This is a genomic window from Actinomadura citrea, from assembly GCF_013409045.1.
Classification (GTDB): Bacteria; Actinomycetota; Actinomycetes; order Streptosporangiales; family Streptosporangiaceae; genus Spirillospora; species Spirillospora citrea.
In genome coordinates, this window is sequence record NZ_JACCBT010000001.1 from 8,880,205 (window position 1) to 8,901,587 (window position 21,383).

Genomic DNA, 21,383 nt, shown 5'->3' on the forward strand with positions numbered 1-21,383 from the left:
ACGGACCGGCAATATCGGACGCGCTGGATAGGAAAGGTTCTGCATGAAATTCCAACTCGGCCTGTTCTCCCCCAACACCGAATCGGGGCTGGCCATCACCACCGCGCCGGAGCGATGGCACGCCACCTGGGACGACAATCTCCGGCTCGCCCGGATCGCGGACGAGGTCGGCATCGACTTCCTCCTGCCGGTCGCGCGCTGGACGGACTGGGGGCCGGACACCGACTTCCACCGCAGCGCCCTCGATCCGCTGGTGTGGGCGTCCGGGCTGCTCGCCCAGACGAGCCGGCTCCGCGTGTTCACCACCGTCCACACCGCGTTCCACCATCCCGTCGTCGCGGCCAAGCAGCTCGCGACCGCCGACCATCTCAGCAAGGGGCGGGTCGGGCTGAACATCGTGGCCGGGTGGCACGCTCCCGAGTACGAGATGTTCGGCCTCTCGCTGCCCGGCGACCACGACACGCGGTACGACCTCGCGCAGGAATGGTGGGACGTCGTCAGGCGCATCTGGTCGTCCGACGAGCCGTTCGACCACGAGGGACGGTTCTTCCAGCTCAAGCACGTCGTGGGCAGGCCCAAGCCGTTCAACGGGCACAGCCTCCCCGTCATCAACGCCGGGTCGTCCAGGCAGGGACGCACGTTCGCCGCACGCAACGCCGACCGGGCGTTCACCGTCGTCGGCGGCCCGCAGGACGGGGCCGAGATCGTGAAGGCCATCCGCGCCGAGGCCGCCTCCCACGGCCGGACGGTGGGCGTCTTCACGCTCGGCCATGTCGTGTGCCGGCCGACGAGGAAGGAGGCGGAGGACTTCCTGCACTACTACGCCGACGAGCGCGCCGACTGGCCCGCCGTCGACGAGGTGATGCGGCTGCAGGGGCTGCACGCGCAGTCGTTCACGCCGGAGATGCTCCAGGTGTACCGCGACAGGTTCGCGGCCGGCCACGGCAGCTGCCCGCTGGTCGGCGACCCCGACGACGTCGCGGACGGCCTGGCGGATTTCGCTCATGCGGGATTCGATGGTATCGCTCTGTCGTTCCTCAATTACGCTGACGAGTTGGGCTACTTCGCCGCCGAGGTCATGCCGCGGCTGCGGGCCCGAGGTGTTGTGTCCGTCGACGATGAGGAAACGGCTCCCCGGCCAGGACGATGACTTCTTCCGCGACAAAGCCGCCCCTGTCCGCCCACCGCCGTGTCCTGAGCAAGGACATGGGAGTCCTGCACGACACGGTCGAGCCGTTCGCCGTCGGCCACGACCTTCAGGCGCTCGAACCCGGCGTGCCGATGGACGGCCTGGTCAACGCCCTCGGCGTGGGCTCGGTCAACCTCGTCTGGGTGCGGTACGGGGGCGGCGGCGTCATCGTGGACACGCCGCCCACGGAGGGAAATTTCGCCATGTGCGCGCCGATGGCGCCCATGGGCGTGGAGTACCGGGCCTCCAAGCGCCGGGAGACCTCCAGGGGGAGCCTCGTCCTGTCGCACGACGAGTCGATGCGGATGACGCCGCATCCGACCGAGGGCTGCCTGGTCATCGCGACGAGCACCGGGCGGCTCGCCGACCATCTGGGCGCCCATCTCGGGCGCGACCACGCCACGCCGCTGCGTTTCCACAACGTCGGGGACGAGAGCCTCGTGCCGTCCTCGATCGTCGAGCGCACCTGGCGCTACGTGTGCGACGTCCTCGACGACGCGGCGGCGCAGGGCGGCCTCCACCCGCTGGCGGAGCGCAGCCTGGAGGAGTCGCTGCTGACGGCGATCCTCCTCGGCCTGCCCCACACGGGCACGCCGAGCCTCGCCGAGCCCTCCGACCGGGTCCCCCACCATCTGTCCGGGATCATCCGGGAGTGGGTCGAGGCGCACCACCAGCGCCCGATCGGGGTCACCGACATCGCGGCGGCGGTGGGGCTCGGCGTGCGGCAGCTCCAGGTCGTCTGCCAGACCGAGTGGGGCATGACGCCCACGCAGCTCCTGCGCGGCGTGCGGCTCGACCGCGCCCGCGCCGCGCTCACCGTCGCCCGGCCCGGCCCCGGCGCGATCACCGAGGTGGCCGGGGCGGCCGGGTACTTCCACATGAGCCGTTTCGCCGCCCACTACCGGCAGCGCTTCGGCGAGACGCCCTCGCAGACCCTGATGCGGGCCTGAGTCAGCCCCGCGGCCGCTCCATGCCCGTCCGGAGGCGGTCACCGGCGCGGCGCCCGACGCGGGCCAGGGCCCGGTTCGCGGTGGGCGACACGCGGGACAGCGCGCGGCCGAAGCGCGCCTCGGCGGTCACGAGCACCACCGGCCTGTCCTGCCGGACGGCCCGCAGGATGGCCCGCGCGACCTTCTCCGGCGAGAACCCCCGGCGCTCGGACGCCCGCCCTATCCGCTGACGCAGCTCGGTCTCCGCGCCGGGCGGCAGCCCGACGAAACGCGTCCTGCCGACGATGGGGGTGTCGATCACCCCGGGGCAGACGGCGGAGGCACCGATCCCGTGGCGGTCGAGGTCGAGGCGGAGGCTCTCGGTCATCTGCAGGACGGCGGCCTTGGTGGCGCCGTACGCGGGCATGTCCGCGCTTGGCAGGTAGGCGGCCATCGACGAGATGTTGACGATGTGGCCCCACTCGCCCCGTTCCACCATCTGGCGGCCGAACAGGCGCGAACCGCGGTACATGCCGTCCAGGTTGATGGAGCGGATGCGGTTCCACTCCTCCTCGGACGTCTCCAGCAGCGACCCCGCGAGGGCGACGCCCGCGTTGTTCACGACGACGTCGGGGACGCCGAACGTGTCGCGGACGTGGTCGGCGAACCGCTCCATCGCCTCGGCGTCGGCGACGTCCACGCCGTAGACATGGGCTTCGCCGTCGGCCGCCCGTATCTCCTCCACCGTGCGCTTGGCGGCGGCCTCGTCGATGTCGGCCACGACGACGCGGGCCCCTGCGGCGGCGAAGGCCTGGGCGGTGGCGCGTCCGATGCCGCTGCCCGCGCCCGTGATGACGACGAGATCGCCCCCGAAGTCCTTGCCGGGGAGTCCCGCCGCGCGCGCGTGGGCGATCGCGGGCGTCTCCGGCCCGCCCTCGATGTGCTCTACGAACTCGCTGATCCAGCGGGCGACGAGATCGGGGTGGCTACGCGCCACCCAGTGCCCCGCCGGTGCGCGCCGCACGTACAGGCGTTCCACGGGCCCGCGCGCGGACAGCAGAAGCGACTGCGAGCCGTAGCGGTCTTTGACAGGGACGATGAGCTGGACGGGGACGTCCGTCCGCCCGTCGCCGAGGGTGCCCGCGCCGCGGTCCGTGCCGGCACGGCCGCGGCGCATGTCGGCACGGCCGCGGCCCATGTTGGCGCGGTAGAGGCCGAGCCCGTTGCGGGCGTCCGCGGGCAGCGTGTCGGCCGGGTGCCCGGAGCGCGGTTCGGCGCCCTCGCGCAGCCGCATCACCCGGCCGAACCCGGCGGCGAGCACGCGGGCCGCGGCCTCGCCCACACAGGGCGTCATCAGGACCGGCATGTAGACGCTGCGCCGCGCCTGCCCGAGCACCTGCGCGGCGCCCCGCGGCCCGGACCGGACGGCCTCCCGCGCCCAGCGGGCCATGTGCCGCCGGTCCGGCCCGGAGATCGAGGTGAACGAGGCGATGCGGCCGCGCAGCCGGTCCCCGATGACGGCCTCCCAGCCCTGCACCGAGCCCCAGTCGTGCCCCACCAGGTGGACGGGCTCGTCGGCGCCCACGCCGTCGAGGACGGCCTCCAGGTCGTCCATGAGCGCGTCCAGCCGGTAGTCCAGCGGGTCGGCCGGGACACCGGACGCCCCGGCCCCGCGCACGTCGTAGACGACGACGCGGAACCGCTCGGCGAGCCGCCCGGCGACCTCGTCCCACATCGCGCCCGTGTCGGGGTAGCCGTGGACGAGGACGACCGTCGGCCGCCTCTCCAGGCCCCGCACCCGCACGGCCAGCTCGATCTCGCCCGACCTCACCCACTGGTCACGCATCGGCACGCCCGCCTGTCCCTAGGAGCTCGTTTCCCGTGAAACTACGCCCCTGGAGCGGCGTGTCCACAGTTCCCTAACGGACCGGCTGGCGCAGGATCGTGCGCATTTTGGCCGGATCCTCCTCCCGGGGGTCGGACAGGTAGACCTCGTGGTGCAGGCCGTGCGGCACGAGGCCTTCGGCCTTCATCAGCGACTCCATCCGGGCGAGGGACGCGGGCTCGTCGGAGTACGGTCCGAGGTGCAACACCTGCACGCACCGCCCGTCGGTGTAGGAAACATGCTGGACGCGTGCGGCCGCGGGCAGCCCCGAGCAGACCTCGGCACGGGCGGCGTCGATCGTCGCCGTCCCGTCCGGGAGCCGGAGGAACAGGTGCCACCGCCACTCCTCGCGCGGCACCTCGAACGGCGAGCGGGCGTCCTCGACCCACCAGCGCCCCTCCAACGGCACCATGGGCGCGCCGAGCGCCCCCATGACCGCGTACAGCGCGCCCGCGCTCTCGTTGTAGGCGGCGCCTCCCGGCTCGCCCTGACCGGTGACGGCCAGGCCGGTCACGGCCCCGTGCTCCACCAACTCCGGCTCGTCGGCCGCCTCGTACCACCCCGCTGCGCCCTGCGCGGGCGCGGTCTCCCGGTCGGCTGCGCTCCTCATCGAGGATCCTCCACGTGAATCATCACCCGGGTCTCCAGGTGTTCGGGCGGCGTGGTCGCGGGGTCGTTGAGGTACACCTCGCGGACCGGCCCGGCGGGCGTGTGCCCGTAGTCGCCGAACCACGCGAGCACGCCATGGACCGTGAGCGCGATCTCGTCGTAGGGACCGACGTGGAGGGCCGCGGCGAACCGGCCGCCGGGCAGGAGGTCGTCGCCGTCCTCGTGCTGGACGGTCACCCGCACGTCGAACTCGCCCCCCATGTCCAGCGGGAACAGGCCGACCAGGAGGCCGCCCGGCCCCATCCTCGGCAGCAGCCGGGCCACGCACGCCGACGTCGCCTCCGCGATCGTCGTCGGCGTCGCGGACTCCCGCGCGACGAACACGCGCCGCGCCGGCTCCCGGACGACCGACACCTCCGTCTCCGGCAGGCCCTCGGCGACCACGCGGTCCAGGAGCCGCAGGGCGCGCCGCCGCCGGGCGACCTCCGCCTCGACCCTGTTACGCGCCTCCGCGAGGGCGCCGCCCTCGCCGGACAGGACCCGCGCGACGTTCGGCAGCGGCACGTCCATCGACCGCAGCAGCCCGATCAGCAGCGCGTCCCGCGCCTGGCCGGGCCGGTAGTACCGGTAGCCGGACGCGGGGTCGATCCACGCCGGGGCCAGCAGCCCCAGGTCGTCGTAGTGCCGCAGTTGCTTGGCGCTCAGGCGGCACAGCCGCGCGAACCGTCCGATCGGCAGGAGATCCTTGCTCACGGACCTCACCCTGCGCCCTCCCATGGTGGGAGAGTCCAGCACAGCGGGAGAGGCGGGCTCAGGAGGGACGGGCGCTCAGACCGGTGCACGAACGCAGGCCGTTCCACCGCTTGACCTCCGCCTTGGCGGCGGCGCCCTTCATCGGCACGGGGATGCCGCCGGAGATGAGCGCGGGATTCCATTTGTCCTTGGTGACCTTGCCGTTCTCCACCTTGAGGAAGAGCACGCCGGACTTCGCCGTCTGGCCCTGCGCGGAGGAGAACACGAAGTTGCCCATGCCGTAGTGGACGTACGCGCCGTTCATGTAGCCGCCGCCCAGCGGGATGTGCGCGTGCCCACCGACCACGACGTCGGCGCCGGCCGCGACGAGCGCCTTGGCGAGTTCCTGCTGCCGGGGCAGCGGGCACCCCTTCAGCTCGGCGCCCCAGTGCAGGTGCACGATGACGACGTCCGAGCCTTGGCGCGCCTCCTTCACCGCCTGCACCATGCGCGGGATGTCCTTGGCCGACGCGAGACCGCCCTTGGTGCCGGTGGCCGTCCACGCCTGGATCAGGTGGTCGTCCAGCACCTGCGTGGCGCCGACGATGGCGATCTTGTTGCCCTTCACCGTGACGCGGTACGGGCGGTAGGCGGCGTCCGCGTTCTTGCCGATGCCGACCACCGGGAACCCGCTGCGCTTGATGGCGGCCAAGGAGTCGCGCAGGCCGCCTTCCATGTAGTCCATGCCGTGGTTGTTGGCCATGGAGGTCACGTCCACGCCCGCCGCCTTCAGCGCCGTGAACGCGGTCGCCGGGGCACGGAACGTGAACTGCTTGCCGGGCGCGGGCGTCCCCCCGGTCGTGATGGCCGTCTCCAGGTTCACCATGGCGAGGTCCGCGGCGCGCAGCTGCTCGGCGACCGGACCGAGCGCCGTGGACGGTCGGGCCAGCCGCCCGCGCAGCGACCCCTCGAAGTGCGTGTCGCCGCCGAAGGCGAGCAGGATCGGCTGCTTGGCGGCCTTCGTCGTCTGCGTCCCGCCCTGCTGACCGCCGGACGGCGACGCCGAAGGCGACGGACCCTCCGCCTCTGATTCGCCCGAGCCGCCGCACCCCGCCGCGGCCAGCGACACCCCGGCCATGACCAGGGCCGCCAACCCCCGCACGCCCGTCTTCCCCCGCATGGCCATCGCCTCGCCTCCGTCCGGCCCCCCATGGACCTCTGGGTCGGATCGGCCCAGCATGCCACGAGCGCGCCGCGCCCCGGCAAAGACGCACAACTCTTTCTCTTGAGCCGTTCATGTTTACGGGGATAGGTTGACCCGCATGACCGCACCCCGGACGCCGAGGCCGCGCACCCGATGACCGTGGCGAGCCCCGCCCGGACGGAGCGCCGCGCCGCCGGCGCCCATCGCCTGGTGTGCCGGAACTGCGGAGCGGCCGAGGACGCCGGCCGCGCCGCGGAGCACGTCCCCTGCCTGGAGCCGGCGACCGGCACCGGCTTCCGGATCGAGGCGGCCGACGTGACGTTCCGGGGCCTGTGCCCCGCCTGTCGTCCCCCCGCGGACGTCGACTGACCAACCCCGGAGGGGAGGCCCGGCCTCGGGGCCGCCCCTCACCCGGGAGCGGCCGGGCGACCTCCCGCCCGGCCGCTCCCTCCGTCCCGTTTCGTGCGTTAACGTGCACCTTCATGTCCCTGCGTTTCGACCAGACCGGCTGGCAGCCGCTCCAACCCGGTGCCTTCCGCAACGCCGACGGCGACACCGTCGCCCTCTACGGCTTCGACCTCCCGCCCGACCTGCCCGCCCCCCTGGAGCAGCTCGACCACCTGCGCCGCGGCACCGCCGCCAAGACCGCCGAATCCGGCGGCGGACTGATCGAACTGGACGTGACCACGCTGGACGGGCTCCCGGCCGTCCAGCAGATCGTCAAGCTGCCGCTGCCCGACCGTCCGACCGGCGTGGCCTACATCGCCTCCTTCACCGTGCCGCGCGCGGACCGCAGCCTCGTCCTGAAGATCCAGTGCCTGGAGCAGGGCGTCACCGGGATGCGCGACAGCACCGCGCTCAACCACTACCTGACCGAGTACGGGCAGGGCCGCGACCTCCAGGACATGATGCGCTGGTGGGCCCAGCACGCCTACGCCCCGGAGATCCAGGGCGGCCTGCCCCGCAACCTCTCCGAGGACCCCGGCTGGGACCCGCACTTCCCCCAGCACCCCCTGTCGCGCGCCCGCCGCATCCTCACCGCCCTGGCCCCCACCATCGAACTCCACCCCGACTTCAAAACCGCCCCGCCCTTCTCCGCCTGACCCCGTCCCGCGGACCGCGCGTCCAGGCTCTGGCCGAACCACGAAAGTGCCTCTATGGGCCATGCCCCGCCATGGCGCCCTCCGGGACGGGCGGGCCATGATAGAGAGACGGTCCCGTTCACAAGGAGTGTCTCGATGGGCGACCGCACGGCCTTCCGCACCTGCCCCCTCTGTGAAGCCCTGTGCGGGCTCGAACTGACCCTCGACGAGGCCGGGACGGTCACGCGCGTCCGCGGCGACGAGAAGGACCCGTTCAGCAAGGGCTACATCTGCCCCAAGGGCGCGACGCTCGGGAGCCTCGACGGCGACCCCGACCGGCTCGCGGAGCCGCTCGTGGCGGGCGAGGCCTCCGGGTGGGACGAGGCGTTCGAGACGGTGAGCCGGAGGCTGGCGGAGGTCGTCGCGCGGCACGGGCGCGACTCCGTCGCCGTCTACATCGGGAACCCGACGGCCCACTCGATCGCCGGGCCGCTGTACGGGTCCGCGATCGTCAAGGCGCTCGGCACCCGCAACCTCTACACGGCGAGCACCGCCGACCAGATGCCGAAGCACGTGGCATGCGGGCACATGTTCGGCGACCCCCTGGCGATCCCCGTGCCCGACCTCGACCGCACCGGGCACCTGCTCATGCTCGGGGCGAATCCGCTGGAGTCCAACGGCAGCCTCGCGTCCGCGCCCGACTTCCCGGGACGGCTCAAGGCGATCCGGGCGCGCGGCGGGAAGATCACGGTCGTCGACCCGCGCCGGACGCGGACGGCCGCGCTCGCCGACGAGCACGTGTTCATCCGTCCGGGCACGGACGCGTTCTTCCTGATGGCGCTCGTCCACACCCTGTTCGCCGAGGATCTGGTCAGGACCGCCGAGCACCTGGCCGGTCGCGTCAACGGCCTGGACGACCTGCGCGCCCTCGCCATCGACTTCGCCCCCGAGGACGTCGCGGCCGTCACGGGCGTCGGCGCCGCGACGATCCGCCGGACCGCGCGCGAGCTGGCCGCCGCCGAGCGCGCCGCCGTCTACGGCCGCATCGGGACGTGCACGCAGGCCTACGGGACGCTCAACAGCTGGCTCGTGGACGTCCTGAACACCCTCACCGGGAACCTCGACCGCCCGGGCGGGGCGATGTTCCCGCGGCCCGCACACGCCCCGGTGTACCGGCGCAAGAAGCCGTTCACGACCGGGCGGTGGCGCAGCCGCGTCCGCGGGCTGCCCGAGGTCAACGGCGAGATGCCCGTCGCGACGCTCGCCGACGAGATCGAGACGCCCGGTGAGGGCCGGATCAGGGCGCTGATCACGATCGGCGGGAACCCGGCCCTGTCGGCGCCGAACGCCGCCCGGCTCGACCGCGCGCTCGCCGGCCTTGAGTTCATGGTCAGCGTCGACCCCTACCTGAACGAGACGACCCGGCACGCGCACGTGGTCCTGCCGCCGCCGCGCCCGGCGCAGACCCCGCACTACGACATCGCGCTGACCGGGCTCGCCGTCCGCGACTACGCGCGCTACTCGCCGCCGGCCGTCCCGCTGCCGGAGGGGCGGCCCAGCGAGGCCGACATCCTCGCGCGGCTCGCCCTGGCCGCCTCCGGGACGGACGGCGACCCCGCCCTGCTCGACGAGATGATCATCAAGGCGACGCTGGAGAAGGCCGTCGCGCTCCCCGGTTCCCCGGTGCTCGGCCGCGAGCCCGACGAGCTGCGCAAGATGCTCGACACCGGCCCCCTCACCGAGCAGCGGCTCGACATGATGCTCCGCCTCGGCCCCTACGGCGACGCGTTCGGCGGCGAGCCCGCCCTCCGCGAGGAGCCCGGCGGCGCCTCCGGCGTCACCGGTCTCACGCTGACGCGGCTGCGCACCGAGTACCCGCACGGGCTCGATCTCGGCGCCCTCAAGCCGCGGCTGGACGAGGTCCTGTGCACCACGTCCGGCCGGATCGAGCTGTGCCCGTCCACGTGCGCCGCCGACGTCGACCGGCTGCGCTCCGCCCTGCGCGATCCGGGGACGTCCGGCGGCATGGTGCTGATCGGGCGCCGCCACCTGCGGTCCAACAACAGCTGGCTGCACAACGTCCCCGAGCTGGTGCGCGGCTCGAACACCTGCACCCTCCAGCTCAACCCGGCCGACGCCGACCGCCTCGGCGTCGCGGCGGGCGACACCGTCCGCGTCACGTCCCGGGCAGGCGCCCTGGAGGCCGTCGCCGAGCCCACCGACACGATCATGGCCGGGGTGGTCAGCCTGCCGCACGGCTGGGGCCACGACCGCCCCGGGACCAGGACGCGCGTCGCGAGCCGGCACGCCGGGGTGAACGTCAACGCCGTCACCGACGAGCAGGAGATCGACCCGCTCTCGGGCAACGCCGTCCTCAACGGGGTGCCCGTCACCCTGGAGGCGGCGCGCTGACCCGTTGTTTAGCCCCTCCCGGCACCAGGTAGGTATGACTGGCCGCGGAGGAACGCGGGAGACTAGGGTCGCAACAGGCGTCCCAGCAGGACCGCGAAGGAGGGGCATGAACCGACGGGTCAACATCTTCCGGCGCGGGGAGAGCCCCCAGGCGACCGCGCGGCTGGCCGACGCCACCGAGGGGCTGGAGCACGCCAGCGCCCTGGACCGTCCCATCCGGGTGCTGTCCGGGGCCGTCCGGCGGGTGCTGCGTCCCGGGCCGGTCAAGGACGCCCTCCACGGCGTCCCGGTCGGCCATCCGGCCCACGCGCCGCTCACCGACCTGCCCATCGGACTGTGGATGTCGGCCGCCGTCCTCGACCTTGTCCCCGGCACGCGCCGCGCCTCGCAGGTCCTCGTCGCCGCCGGGCTCGCCGGCGCCGTCCCGACCGTCCTCACCGGCATCGCCGACTGGTCGGCCCTGCACCGCGAGCAGCAGCGCGTCGGGCTCGTCCACGCCGCCGGGACGGCCACCGCGAGCATGCTGTACTCGGCGTCCTTCGTGGCCCGCTACCAGGGCCGCGACGCCGCCGGGCGCGCGCTCGGCTTCGCGGGCCTCAGCGCCCTCGTCGCGGGCGCCTACCTCGGCGGGCATCTGGCGTTCCGGCAGGCCGCCGGCGCCAGCCACGCCGACCAGCTCGCCCACCTGGTCCCGCTCGGCTGGCACGACCTGTGCGCCGTCGAGGACCTCCCGGACGGCTGGCCCGTCTCGCGGCGCCTCGGCTACATCGACCTGTTCGTCCTGCGGCAGGGCGAGGACGTGCACGTCCTCGCCGACCGCTGCAGCCATCTCGCCGGCCCGCTCCACCAGGGCCGCGTCCTGACCGACGACGGCGCCGACACCTGCGTCGTCTGCCCCTGGCACGGCAGCACGTTCCGCGTCGCCGACGGCTCCGTCGTCCACGGCCCGGCCACGGCCCGCCAGCCGTCCTTCGAGACCCGTGTGACCGAGGAGGGCACCCTCCAGGTCCGCCCGGTCTGACCTCTTCGGTCTGACTTCTCCGTTCTGAGGGCTCCGTTCTGAGGCGCTCGCGCACATCCGCGCGGGCGCCTTCCGCATGCCCGCCGTCCTTCGTGATGGTGCCGGTATGGCCCGGACACCATGGAGATCTTGGGCTTTTCACTGATTGACCCCTTTTAAAGGGGTCTGGATGTCCATTATGAGCCTTTCGTCGGCGGTAAGGAGATTGCCGTTGGCCGTTCCGCGAGAAAGTCTTCACCCCGCACACTGATCACCATTCCCAATGTTTGCGACCTGCACGACATGCGCGGAATTCCCCCCGGGAAGCGTGATCAAGGAAACGATGCCGGACACCTCCGGCATCGAAGATCATTTCGTTGGGGGAAGCATGAGGACAAGCGCGCGAACCGGCATGGCACTCGCCGTGGCCGGTACGGCGGGCGGGCTGACGCTGCTGTCCGGCGGAGCCGTCGCCGTCGCGGCGACGGCCGCGACCCACGCCGAGGCGGCGACCACCACCGCCGACCGGGCGGCGGTCTGCCGCTACGAGGTCACCGCACGGTCCGGCCTGGCGGTCCGCACGGGTCCCGGCGTCAGATTCCGGAAGGTCGGCTCGCTGCCGTACCGCAAGCACATCAGCGCCGACTGCAAGAGCAGCGGCTGGACCCAGCTGCGCGGCAGCGTCCCGCCGGCCTGGATCGGCAGGTGGGTCTCGCGCGCCTATCTCAAGCCGATCACGCCCATCCGCGTCTGCCGCTACGAGGTCACCGCACGGTCCGGCCTGGCGGTCCGCAACGGTCCCGGCACCAGGTTCAAGCGGGTCGGCACGCTGGCCTACCGCCTGCACATCAGCGCCGACTGCAAGAACAGCGGCTGGACCCAGCTGCGCGGCAGCGTCCCGCCCGCCTTGATCGGCAAGTGGGTCTCGCGGACCTACCTCAAGCCGATCAGGCCGAGCGGGGGCGTCAGCGCCGGTGGCGGCGGCACCTCGATGTCGAGCTTCCCGATGCTGGCCGGCGCCGGTCTCGGAGTTCTCGCGCTGGGCGGCGGCATCGTCGTCGTGGCCCGTCGCCGTCAGGTGAAGGGCGTTTCCTGAACCCATGGACAGGAGAAGGCGCGGTGGCCGGTCGAGCCGTTTCTGGTATCGGCTGGCCGCCGCGCTCATCGCGACAGGGACCGCGATGTTCGTCGTCGGACTGGTGCGCGACCGCACCGATCCGCCGCCGCAACCGCCGTCCTCGGACCTCGTGCAGCCCGCTCCCAGAAAAGCGGAGCCCCAACCGGACAACGCACTCCGGCCGTCCGTGCCCGAACGCATCAAAATACCGTCCATCAAGGTCGACGCGCGGATCCGCCGCGTCACCACGGAACGCGACGGGACGCTCGGCGTTCCGCCGCTCACCCGGGTCCGGGAGGTCGGCTGGTGGGAGGACGGCCCGACGCCGGGCGAGAACGGCAGCAGCGTGCTCGTCGGCCACGTCGACTCCAAGTCGGGCCCGGGCGCCTTCTACCGGCTCGGTGCGCTCCGTCCGGGCCGCCGGATCGAGGTCGTCCGCGAGGACGGCACGGCGCCGGCCTTCCGCATCGACCGGATCAAGCGCGTCGACAAGGACGAGTTCCCGACCGACAGCGTCTACGGGCAGCGCGGACGGCCTGAACTGCGCCTGGTCACCTGCGGCGGCAGATTCGACCGCAAGCGGGGGCACTACGTGGACAACGTGATCGTCTACGCGTCCCTGATTCCCGAGCCTCAGAACGCCGTTCCGGAGACCCACCGCAAGTCCTGACCGCCGGTCACCGGACGGGCCGGGCCCGGCCCGCCGGGACCGTCTGGCGGCGGTCAGCCGGACGGTTCGCGGCCGTCGGAGGCCACGGGGTGCTCCACCAGGGCCAGGACACGGCTCGCCATGAAGCGCGCCGTGCGGACGGGGGTGCCCGTCCGGGTGACCTCGCTGACCTCCACGACGCCGCGCCGCGTCGCGATCTCCACGCGGCGGCCCGCCCGGCTCGCCGCGACCTCGTACGTCCGCGTCCCCTCGCCCCCGGCGTCGATCACTATTTCGACCCTGTCGCCCTTCATGCGCGCGAACCTCCGGTAGTCGAACGTATATTCGACTCCTACCCGGAACGAGCGGTTCGTAATCCTCCCGAAAGGTGCGAAAGCCCTGGTCAGGCCAGGAGATTGACGATGGCGACGACGCCCACGACGACGATGACGGCGCGCAGTGCCAGCGGCGGGATGCGGCGGCCGACCTTCGCGCCGATCATGCCCCCGCAGGTGGAGCCCGCGGCGATGAGCAGCACGACCCACCAGTCGATCTCGGTGTCGGCGAACAGCCACATGAGCGTGAACAGGATCGCGGCGGTGCCGTTCACGACGGCCGACAGGACGTTCTTCCCCGCGTTCAGGCGTTGCAGATCGTCGTCCAGCATGATGCCGAGCAGGGCGATGAGGATGATGCCCTGCGCGGCGCCGAAGTAGCCGCCGTACATGCCCGCGAGCAGCACCCCGACCCACAGCGCCGGGCCGCCGTGCTGCGGACGGTGCTCGCCCTCCCGGCGGCGCAGCATCCACTTCTGCAGGCGGGGCTGCACGATCACGAGGACCAGCGCGATGATGATCAGCACGACGACGATGACGTCGAACGCCTCGGCGGGCAGGCCGAGCAGCAGCAGGCCGCCGATCACGGCCCCGATGAGGGAGCCGGAGGCCAGGCGCGTCAGCCGTCCGCGCTGCCCCTTCAGCTCGTGGCGGTAGCCGTAGGCGCCCGTCACGCCGCCCGGGACGAGCCCGATGTTGTTGGAGATGTTCGCGACCACGGGCGGGTAGCCGAGCGCCACCAGGGTCGGGAAGGTGATCAGGGAGCCGGACCCGACGACGGTGTTGATGCCTCCGGCGGCCACACCGGCCGCGAAGACGGCGGCCGCGTCCAGCAGATTCACGTCCGTCCCATCCCTGCGCTGCGAGTCCCGACGGCGCACATCGTAGGGACTCCGCCGCGCGCCCCCGTCGATCGGGGGGTCGTTTCGTGGCGTCCCGCCCGGTTCAGCGGGCCGAGCGGGCGTACCAGCGGCCGTTCTGGCGGTCGATCGCCAGCGGGAGCCCGAACGTCTCCGACAGGTGCTCCCGGGTGAAGACCTCGTCCACCTTGCCCTGGGCGACGATCTCCCCGCGGCGCAGCAGCAGCGCGTGGGTGAAGCCCTCCGGGACCTCCTCCACGTGGTGGCTGACCATCGCGATGGCGGGCGCGGCCGGGTCGTCGGCGAGGGCGGCGAGGCGGGCGACGAGATCCTCGCGCCCGCCGAGGTCGAGGCCGGCGGCGGGCTCGTCGAGCAGCAGCAGCTCGGGGTCGGGCATCAGGGCGCGGGCGATCTGGACGCGCTTGCGCTCGCCCTCCGACAGGGTGCTGAACGTCCGGCGGATCAGGTCGGCGGCGCCGAGGGCCTCCAGCAGCGCGACGGCGCGGTCGAGGTCGGTCGAGTCGTACTCCTCCTGCCAGCGCCCGAGGATCGCGTACGAGGCGGTCAGCACCAGGTCGATGACCGTCTCGCCGGCCGGGACCTTCTCCGCGACGGACGAGCTCGCGAGGCCGATCCGCGGCCGGAGCTCGAACACGTCGGTGCGGCCGAGCTCCTCCTCCAGGATCTCGACGCTGCCCTCGGTGGGATGCAGCATGGCGGCGGCGACCTGCAGCAACGTGGTCTTGCCCGCGCCGTTCGGGCCGACGATGACCCACCGGTCGCCCTCGTTCACCGTCCATGTGACGTCGCGCAGCAGGGTGGCCCCGCCGCGCCTGACCCCGACTCCGCGGAGTTGAAGCACCTCGCCTGCCATCGCGCGCCTTCGTCCCCAATCCGGTGGTCCGTGCTCCCGCTTGCAGGAAAGAACCTATGCGATCCGGGGCGGCCGTGGCCCCCCGGGACCGCACCCGGGGAACGGCCCCGGAACGCTCCCGCGCCGCGAGAGGTCCCTTACGTCCGGTGGCACCGGCGATCCGAGCGCTTATCGTGGATCGCATGCCCATTGCGGAACGCACGAGACCGAGAATGAGCACGGACGTATGAGCAGGGCCGTCGCGATCGCCCTCGTCGCCTGGGGCAACGCCTGGCTGACGGGGCACGTCGGCCTGGACGAGGCCGTCGACGAGATCGAGAAGAGCGCGGGCCCGCAGATCGTCGGCGGTGCGCCCGCCGAGGTGACGCTGCGGCGCGGCCTCGGCGACCTGCGCGTCGGCGGGCTGGCGGCGCTGCGGCTGGCGCTGCCGGAGCCGGGCGACCCGCTGGGACTGACCGGACCGCCGTCCTTCAACGCCGCGGCGATCGATGCGGGCGCCGCGGCCGTCGCCGTGCTCGACGGGCGGGCGATGGGGCTCGTCCCGTCGGAGGACCGGCGCGGCTCGTCCTACGTCGGCGTCCGCTGGACGACGCACGACGCGTCCGCGGCGCCGCCCGACGTCCCGTCCCTCGCGGAGGCCGACCGGCGGCTCACGCTCGCCATGCGGGACGCCACCGAGGCGCTGCTGACCGTCGACGACTTCGCCGGCGTGCCGCCCGAGATCGGGGACGCGCTGGTCGACCTGCGCGATCCCGACCGCGGCGACCACCCGCTGTCCCCCGGCTACCCGCCCCGCGCCCACCGCGTCGCCGCCCTCGCCGGACGCCTCTCCTTCGTCGTCGACCTCGCCCGGCAGATGGACGAGCGCGGCCTCAGCGCCGACCAGATGAGGCGCCGCGGCGAAGCCCTCCGCCTCCTGGACGCCGCCGTGCGCCGCGCCCTGGTGGCGGCTTGCAACAGTGCGTTCGACCCGGTCCCCGGACCGGAGCGCTAGCGGAGGGGAGGGGCCGGGTCGGATCCGCCCTTGCCGGGGGGTGTGGGGGTCGCCCCCCACAGAAAGAACCGCCCGGTCCCCGGACCGGAGCGCTAGCGGAGGGGAGGGGGCCGGGTCGGATCCGCCCTTGCCGGGGGGTGTGGGGGGTCGCCCCCCACAGAAAGAACCGCCCGGTCCCCGGACCGGAGCGCTAGCTGTACTGGTGTGGTTGTGGTTGGACAGCGAAAGCGGGGCGTCCCGGATGGGGCGCCCCGCTGTCGTGGGTCGTGGGTCAGGCGCGGACCACGATGGTGTTGCAGATCTTGTCGGCGAAGGTCTGCTTGCGCTCGTCCCACAGCGGCCAGAGGAAGCCGATGTAGCACAGGAAGCTGTCGGCGACGTGTGCGATCTTGCGCACGAAGGCCATGCCGAAGCCGATGGGCTGGCCGGTCTGCGCGCTGACGAGGCGGATGCCCATCTGCCGCTTGCCGATGGACTGGCCGGTGGTGCCCTCCTGGTAGCAGATCCACAGGCCGCCCGCGATGGAGATGGCCGCGCCGATCAGCATGAGCAGGACGCCGAACAGCGCCGCGCCCGAGCTGCCGGAGCTGGAGAGGATGATCATCAGGATGTACAGCACGAACACCGGACCACCGAAGATCAGGTAGTCGATGATGTAGCCGCCGGCGCGCGAGCCCCACTCGGCGAGCTGGCCGCCCGAGCCGTAGTGGTGGTGGTGCACCTCGTAGCCCGGCTGGGAGGGCGCCTGGGGCGCGCCGTAGCCGGGCTGGGCGGGGGGCTGCTGGCCGTACCCGGGCTGCGCCGGAGGCTGGCCGTAGCCCGGCTGCGCCGGGGGCTGGCCGTAACCGGGCTGCGCCGGAGGCTGGCCATAGCCGGGCTGCCCGCCGGGCTGCCCGTAGCCGGGCTGGGCCGGGGGCTGCTGGCCGTACCCGGGCTGTTGCTGCCCGTAGCCCGGCTGCTGACCGTACGGGTCGTAGGGGTTGCCCACACTTGCTCCTTATTGATTGACCCTGTGGTTATGTGACGCCCGCCGGACCCGGTGGGCTCCGCAAGTCTGACCGAGGACCGACCGCGGCTCAAACCCGCAGAACACCGAACCGGACGAGCTGCCACAGCTCCGACCCGACGAGGGCGGTGCCGAGCATCCAGGCACGGGTCTTCGGCTGGAGTGCCCACCACCGTTCACCCAGTCCCAGCGGTGCGGCGGCGACGGCGACGGCGCCGGTGAGCGCGACCGGGTTCGCGAGGACGGCCTGGCCGGGACGGCCCGAGCCGAACTCGATGAACACGGTCGTGCCCCCGCACAGGGGACACGGGATTCCGGTGAGCGCCCGCAGGGGACAGAGCACGCCGGGGTCGTTCACGCGATGGATCCATGACGCGCCGATGGCCGCGACGGCCATCGCCGCGACACGCAGCACCACACCCTGGGGTCCGTGCCGCGCTGCGGTGAGGGTCCGGCTGACGATCCCCCCGAGCGCACCTCGCGGTGCACCGGCGGACGCCGCCCCGGGCGCTCCCCCCAACGAATCCTCCGCCTCGATGACATACAGGTGAGTGACCCGTATATCGGGTGCACCCTGAGGCGGGTCAAGTCCGCGCAACGATCCGCTATTAGACCGTTACTCAGCGCTCGGCGACACCACCTCTCGGGCAAGAGTAGGACAAATCACCTGCTACATGGGCACTCTTTCGCGTTACGAGTATGAATGAATCGTCCGGTTCGGGGCGTGCGGCGAACGGGACGTGCGCGCGAACCGGGCGGGGCAGGGGGATGCGCCGGAGGCGAAGGAGAGCGGCGGGACGCCAGGGCGCGCGGCGTGTCGCACGGGCGGGCGGGCCGGCGCCGTCGCGCCTGGCCCGGGGGCATGGAGGCCCGAAGGAGCGACCGGCCCGGGGAGCGTCGGGCCGGGTCCGGCGTCCGGCCCGGGGCTTGCGGGGCCGGGCGGGGCGTCAGGCCTGGGCGGCGGCGCCGACGATGACGGGCTCGTCGGAGCCGGAGAGGTGCTCGGCCTCGACGACGTCGGCGATGACCGCGGTGATGTTGTCCGGACCGCCGTTGTCGCGGGCCATCTCGATCAGCCGGTCGACGGCGCGCTGCGGGTCGGCCTCGGCGGACAGCACCTCGTAGATCTTCTGCGCGTCGACCGGGCCGCTGAGGCCGTCCGAGCACAGCAGGTACCGGTCGCCGAGACGGGCCTCGCGCAGCCGCAGGTCGGGCTCGCGGTCCTCGCGCCCGTCCAGCACGCGGTACAGCACGTGCGAGAGCCGGGACGTCTCGGCGGGATCGGCCTGCTGGCCGGCCTGCTCGGCCTCCGCCTTGAGCAGCTCGTCCATGGTGTGGTCCTGCGTCATCTGGAAGAGCTCGCCGTCGCGCAGCAGGTAGCCGCGCGAGTCACCGACGTGCGCCAGCGCGACGGACTCGCCGGACCAGAGCATGGCGGTGAGCGTGGTGCCCATCCGGCTCAGGTCGGGGCGTTCCTCCCGGACGATGCGCAACTTCTCGTTGGCCTCGGCCACGGCGCGGCCCAGAATGTCGACAAGATCGTCTTTGTGGGCATCGGCGTCCAGCGAGCGCAGTGAGCCGATCACGGTCGAGCTCGCGACCTCGCCGCCCGCATACCCGCCCATGCCGTCCGCGACCGCGATCAACCGCGCACCGGCGTACCCGGAGTCCTCGTTGTTCTCCCGGTTGCACCCGATGTCGCTGCCTGCTGCGTACCTGATTGCTACGTTCATACCAATTTCGATGACGATCCTGTCAGAGGAGTTGTATCAGCCGCGGGCGGTGGTCTTCCCGGTTTCCCCGGCGGCACTCGTGTTTCCCACACCGTGCCGGACCGCGTACAGCGCCGCCTGCGTCCGATCCTGGACTCCCAGTTTCATGAGCAGATTACTGACGTGCGTCTTGACCGTCTTCTCGGACACCACGAGGGCGCGGGCGATCTCCCGGTTCGACCTGCCCCGCGCTATGTGCACGAGCACCTCCCGTTCCCGTTCGGTCAGCGCGGCGAGGCCGCGGTCGTCCCGACCCGCGTCACCCGCCGTCCCGTTCCGCAGCATCGCCTCGGCCGCGTCGGGCGCGAACAGGACGTGCCCGTCGTGGACCGCCCGGATCGCCTGGACCAGCGCCTGCGGGTCGACGTCCTTGTACAGGTATCCGGCCGCCCCGGCCTGGACCGCCGGCAGCACGTGCCCGCGTTCCGTCACGCTGGTCAGGACGAGGACCCGTGCCGTCACTCCGCGAGCCCGCAGCTCCGCCAGCGCGGTCAGGCCGTCGGCGCCCGGCATCTTCAGGTCCATGAGCACGATATCGGGCTTCAGGGATTCGGCCAGTGTCACGGCCGACGTGCCGTCCTCGGCCTCGCCGACGACCTCGATGTCGTCCTGGATGCCGAGGAAGGTCCGCAGGCCCTGCCGGACGACCGGATGGTCGTCGGCGATCAGGACCCGGATCGGCCCTCGCGCGGCGTTCACAGCGGCACCTCCAGCCGGACGGTCGTGCCCTCACCGGGCGCGGCGTCGATCGTGAGGTCGCCGCCGATCGAGTCCGCCCTCTCGCGCATGGAGGTGAGACCCAGCCCGCCTTGGGGCTCCCCCTCGGACGCGTCGAAACCGGTGCCGTCGTCGGAGACCTCTAGCACGGCCCGTTCGTCCTCCGTGCGGAGCCGCACCTGCACGGTGCTCGCCCCGGCGTGGCGCAGCGCGTTGTAGAGCGCCTCCTGGGTGATGCGGAAGGCGACGGCCTCGTGTGCCTCCGGCAGGACGATCGCCTCGTCGGCGCAGAGGCGGACGGCGGACTCGTGCGCGCGGTCGAGCACCTCGACGTGCTTGCGCAGCGAGGCCACGAGGCCGTCCGCCAGATCGGCGGGACGCAGCTCGAAGATGACGGCGCGCAACTCGGCGAGAGCCTCGGCGGCGAGCCGCTCCACCTGCTGAAGTTCCCGGACGGTCCGGACCGGGTCGCGCTCGGCCAGCGCGGACGCCGTGCGGGCCGTCAGCCGCAGCGAGAACAGCTTCTGCGCGACGGCGTCGTGCAGCTCGCGGGCGAGGCGGTTGCGTTCGGCGACGACCGTGAGCTCGCGGTTGTGCTCGTACAGGCGGGCGTTCGCCATCGCGATCGCGGCGTGCGCGGCGAAGAGGGTGAGCAGGTCTTCGTCGTCCTGGGTGAAGCCGCCGGGCCGGCGCTTGTTGGCCAGGAAGACGATGCCGAGGACGTCCTCGCCGTCGCGGATCGGCACGCCGAGGAAGTCCTTCAGGACGGGGTGCGCGACCGGCCAGCCCTCGAACTCGGCCTCCTTGCGGATGTCGCCGAGCCGCTTCGGCGCGCCGCCCTTCAGCATCGCGGCCAGCATGCCGTGCTGGCGGGGCAGCGGGCCGATCCGCTCCCATTCCTCCTCCGAGACGCCCTCGACGACGAACTCGGCGAACGAGCCCTCGTCGTCGGGCACGCCGAGCGCGGCGTACCGGGCGTCCAGCAGCTGCGCGGCCGCCCGGACGATCACCTGGAGCACCTCGTGCACGGACAGGTGGCGGGTCACGGCGAGCACGGCGGAACTGACGGCGTGCAGGGTCGCGCCCTGGTCGCCGCGGCAGCCCTCGTCCGTCACCATTCCGGCCTCTCGCCCTCCCCCGGCGGGCGCCCTTCGGCGCCCCGCATGTGAAGACCGTACTCTCTAGGCGGGTCTTCTCGAATCAGCCGGCGGGAGTACGTGCCGCGCCGTCCCTCCCCGGGGCGCGGGACGCCGGTCCTAGGACCATCTGACGACGGCCCGGGGGACCCGTCGGCCGATGCCGACGGGCGCGCCGATTCCTAGCGTCGAGGGCATGAAGACGGCACTGATCACCGGGGCCTCCCGGGGCCTCGGCCGGGCGCTCGCCCGCGCTCTCGCCGAAGACGGCTGGAACCTCGTCATCGACGCCCGCGACGCCGCCGCGCTGTCCGCGGTCGCGGCCGGCACCGGCGCGACCGCGGTCCCCGGGGACGTCGCCGATCCGGCGCACCGGGACGCCCTCGCCCGCGCGGTCGAAAGCGGGCTCGACCTGCTCGTCAACAACGCGAGCACGCTCGGCCCGACGCCGATGCCCCGGCTCGCCTCGCTTCCCGAGGGCGCCCTGGCGGACACGTTCGCGACGAACGTCCTGGCGCCGCTCGCGCTGATCCAGGCCGTCCTGCCCGGCCTGCGGGAGCGGCGCGGCGCGATCCTCAACATCACCTCGGACGCGGCCGTGGAGGGCTACGAGACGTGGGGCGGCTACGGGGCGTCCAAGGCGGCCCTGGAGCAGCTGTCGAACGTCCTCGCGGCCGAGGAGCCGGACGTGGCCGTGTGGTGGGCGGACCCGGGCGAGATGGACACCGACATGCTCCGCGCGGCGGGCGAGGACGCGGACGCGGCCCCGCCGCCCGAGGAGGCCGCCGCCGCGCTCCACCGGCTCGTCTCCGGCCGCCTTCCGAGCGGGCGGTACCGGGCGGCGGACCTGGCGGACGCGGGATGACCAGCGTCCTTGATCA

The 21,383-nt window shown here is 72.9% G+C and carries 22 protein-coding genes; 10 read left to right on the plus strand and 12 right to left on the minus strand.

Going from position 1 to position 21,383, the window contains the following annotated elements; all coding sequences use genetic code 11:
* The first annotated feature begins 43 nt into the window (after window positions 1-43).
* Both BJ999_RS40670 and BJ999_RS40675 read left to right on the plus strand, forming a co-directional pair.
* Entirely contained in the window at window positions 44-1,150 is a 1,107-nt protein-coding gene (locus BJ999_RS40670) for an LLM class flavin-dependent oxidoreductase (RefSeq protein ID WP_179838150.1), read from the plus strand.
* A gap of 56 nt (window positions 1,151-1,206) precedes the next feature.
* Complete coding sequence (locus BJ999_RS40675) at window positions 1,207-2,139, plus strand: AraC family transcriptional regulator (protein WP_189269913.1); 933 nt, start codon at window positions 1,207-1,209, stop codon at window positions 2,137-2,139.
* A gap of 1 nt (window position 2,140) precedes the next feature.
* On the opposite strand, the gene BJ999_RS40680 is transcribed toward BJ999_RS40675, so the two are convergent.
* From BJ999_RS40680 to BJ999_RS40695, 4 genes are all read right to left on the minus strand, one after another.
* The gene (locus BJ999_RS40680; protein ID WP_179839150.1) at window positions 2,141-3,964 is read right to left on the minus strand and encodes an SDR family oxidoreductase; all 1,824 of its coding nucleotides are present in this window, start codon (window positions 3,962-3,964) and stop codon (window positions 2,141-2,143) included.
* Between the two features lie 73 nt (window positions 3,965-4,037).
* On the minus strand, window positions 4,038-4,613 hold the full coding sequence (locus tag BJ999_RS40685; RefSeq protein WP_179838152.1) for a GyrI-like domain-containing protein: 576 nt from the start codon (window positions 4,611-4,613) through the stop codon (window positions 4,038-4,040).
* Window positions 4,610-5,365: a GyrI-like domain-containing protein gene (locus BJ999_RS40690; protein WP_179838153.1), complete on the minus strand. Its 756-nt coding sequence runs from the start codon at window positions 5,363-5,365 to the stop codon at window positions 4,610-4,612. Before BJ999_RS40690 ends, BJ999_RS40685 begins: the two co-directional genes overlap by 4 nt.
* A gap of 58 nt (window positions 5,366-5,423) precedes the next feature.
* The gene (locus tag BJ999_RS40695) at window positions 5,424-6,530 is read right to left on the minus strand and encodes a CapA family protein (RefSeq protein WP_229810044.1); all 1,107 of its coding nucleotides are present in this window, start codon (window positions 6,528-6,530) and stop codon (window positions 5,424-5,426) included.
* Between the two features lie 171 nt (window positions 6,531-6,701).
* Between BJ999_RS40695 and BJ999_RS40700 the strand changes: the two genes are divergently transcribed.
* The 6 genes from BJ999_RS40700 (at window position 6,702) to BJ999_RS40725 (ending at window position 12,829) form a co-directional block, all read left to right on the plus strand.
* Entirely contained in the window at window positions 6,702-6,917 is a 216-nt protein-coding gene (locus BJ999_RS40700; RefSeq protein WP_179838154.1) for a hypothetical protein, read from the plus strand.
* 113 nt (window positions 6,918-7,030) lie between these two features.
* The gene (locus tag BJ999_RS40705) at window positions 7,031-7,651 is read left to right on the plus strand and encodes a hypothetical protein (RefSeq protein ID WP_218935448.1); all 621 of its coding nucleotides are present in this window, start codon (window positions 7,031-7,033) and stop codon (window positions 7,649-7,651) included.
* A gap of 135 nt (window positions 7,652-7,786) precedes the next feature.
* Window positions 7,787-10,042 carry a molybdopterin oxidoreductase family protein gene (locus BJ999_RS40710; protein ID WP_179838155.1) on the plus strand — a complete coding sequence of 752 codons (2,256 nt, stop codon included), beginning with the start codon at window positions 7,787-7,789 and terminating at the stop codon, window positions 10,040-10,042.
* 106 nt (window positions 10,043-10,148) lie between these two features.
* Window positions 10,149-11,063, plus strand: a complete 915-nt coding sequence (locus BJ999_RS40715; protein ID WP_179838156.1) for a Rieske (2Fe-2S) protein — start codon at window positions 10,149-10,151, stop codon at window positions 11,061-11,063.
* Window positions 11,064-11,454: 391 nt separating this feature from the next.
* On the plus strand, window positions 11,455-12,138 hold the full coding sequence (locus tag BJ999_RS40720) for an SH3 domain-containing protein (protein WP_179838157.1): 684 nt from the start codon (window positions 11,455-11,457) through the stop codon (window positions 12,136-12,138).
* A 4-nt stretch (window positions 12,139-12,142) separates the two neighbouring features.
* Window positions 12,143-12,829: a class F sortase gene (locus tag BJ999_RS40725; RefSeq protein ID WP_179838158.1), complete on the plus strand. Its 687-nt coding sequence runs from the start codon at window positions 12,143-12,145 to the stop codon at window positions 12,827-12,829.
* Window positions 12,830-12,882: 53 nt separating this feature from the next.
* On the opposite strand, the gene BJ999_RS40730 is transcribed toward BJ999_RS40725, so the two are convergent.
* From BJ999_RS40730 to BJ999_RS40740, 3 genes are all read right to left on the minus strand, one after another.
* Complete coding sequence (locus BJ999_RS40730; protein WP_179838159.1) at window positions 12,883-13,122, minus strand: hypothetical protein; 240 nt, start codon at window positions 13,120-13,122, stop codon at window positions 12,883-12,885.
* Between the two features lie 89 nt (window positions 13,123-13,211).
* Window positions 13,212-13,985, minus strand: a complete 774-nt coding sequence (locus BJ999_RS40735; protein ID WP_179838160.1) for a sulfite exporter TauE/SafE family protein — start codon at window positions 13,983-13,985, stop codon at window positions 13,212-13,214.
* Window positions 13,986-14,088: 103 nt separating this feature from the next.
* Window positions 14,089-14,877 (minus strand): ABC transporter ATP-binding protein, encoded by a 789-nt coding sequence (locus BJ999_RS40740; protein WP_179838161.1) that lies wholly within the window; start codon window positions 14,875-14,877, stop codon window positions 14,089-14,091.
* A 226-nt stretch (window positions 14,878-15,103) separates the two neighbouring features.
* On the opposite strand from BJ999_RS40740, the gene BJ999_RS40745 reads away from it, so the two are divergent.
* Window positions 15,104-15,871 (plus strand): hypothetical protein, encoded by a 768-nt coding sequence (locus BJ999_RS40745; protein WP_179838162.1) that lies wholly within the window; start codon window positions 15,104-15,106, stop codon window positions 15,869-15,871.
* Between the two features lie 271 nt (window positions 15,872-16,142).
* Here the strand turns inward: BJ999_RS40745 and BJ999_RS43925 are convergent, their stop codons facing one another.
* The 5 genes from BJ999_RS43925 to BJ999_RS40770 form a co-directional block, all read right to left on the minus strand.
* Complete coding sequence (locus BJ999_RS43925; protein WP_179838163.1) at window positions 16,143-16,859, minus strand: RDD family protein; 717 nt, start codon at window positions 16,857-16,859, stop codon at window positions 16,143-16,145.
* A gap of 88 nt (window positions 16,860-16,947) precedes the next feature.
* Window positions 16,948-17,292 carry a DUF2752 domain-containing protein gene (locus tag BJ999_RS40755; protein WP_229810045.1) on the minus strand — a complete coding sequence of 115 codons (345 nt, stop codon included), beginning with the start codon at window positions 17,290-17,292 and terminating at the stop codon, window positions 16,948-16,950.
* Window positions 17,293-17,824: 532 nt separating this feature from the next.
* Entirely contained in the window at window positions 17,825-18,610 is a 786-nt protein-coding gene (locus BJ999_RS40760; protein ID WP_179838164.1) for a PP2C family protein-serine/threonine phosphatase, read from the minus strand.
* 36 nt (window positions 18,611-18,646) lie between these two features.
* Window positions 18,647-19,348, minus strand: coding sequence for a response regulator (locus tag BJ999_RS40765; RefSeq protein WP_179838165.1), 702 nt, complete (start codon window positions 19,346-19,348; stop codon window positions 18,647-18,649).
* On the minus strand, window positions 19,345-20,484 hold the full coding sequence (locus BJ999_RS40770; protein ID WP_179838166.1) for a GAF domain-containing sensor histidine kinase: 1,140 nt from the start codon (window positions 20,482-20,484) through the stop codon (window positions 19,345-19,347). Before BJ999_RS40770 ends, BJ999_RS40765 begins: the two co-directional genes overlap by 4 nt.
* Window positions 20,485-20,698: 214 nt before the next feature.
* Between BJ999_RS40770 and BJ999_RS40775 the strand changes: the two genes are divergently transcribed.
* Window positions 20,699-21,367 carry an SDR family NAD(P)-dependent oxidoreductase gene (locus tag BJ999_RS40775; protein WP_179838167.1) on the plus strand — a complete coding sequence of 223 codons (669 nt, stop codon included), beginning with the start codon at window positions 20,699-20,701 and terminating at the stop codon, window positions 21,365-21,367.
* Window positions 21,368-21,383: the final 16 nt, after the last annotated feature.